This window comes from Verminephrobacter aporrectodeae subsp. tuberculatae At4, from assembly GCF_000193225.1.
Taxonomy (GTDB): domain Bacteria; phylum Pseudomonadota; class Gammaproteobacteria; order Burkholderiales; family Burkholderiaceae_C; genus Acidovorax; species Acidovorax aporrectodeae.
Window position 1 is genome coordinate 1 of the sequence record NZ_AFAL01000009.1, and the last position, 215, is coordinate 215.

The window sequence follows — 215 nt, forward strand, 5'->3', positions numbered from 1 at the left end:
GCACCTGCGCGTATTCGCGGTAGTCCAGCCCGGCGCGGCGCATCAGCCGGTTTTCCATCGAAAACCCCAGGGGCTCTATCAGGTGCAGCGTGCAGCCCGTGTTCGCCGCCAGGCGAATCACATTGCCGGTGTTGGGCGGGATTTCGGGTTCGACAAGGACGATGTGGAACATGGCGGCTATTTTGTTGGCTTCCGGCCGCGTGCGCCGGGCGTCT

Annotated in this window: 1 protein-coding gene; it reads right to left on the reverse strand. The window is 64.2% G+C overall.

From position 1 onward, the window contains the following. A partial coding sequence (locus tag VTU_RS25015) for a tRNA (cytidine(34)-2'-O)-methyltransferase (RefSeq protein WP_040891483.1) occupies nucleotides 1–172 on the reverse strand: 172 nt, incomplete at its 3' end. Nucleotides 173–215 lie beyond the last annotated feature (43 nt).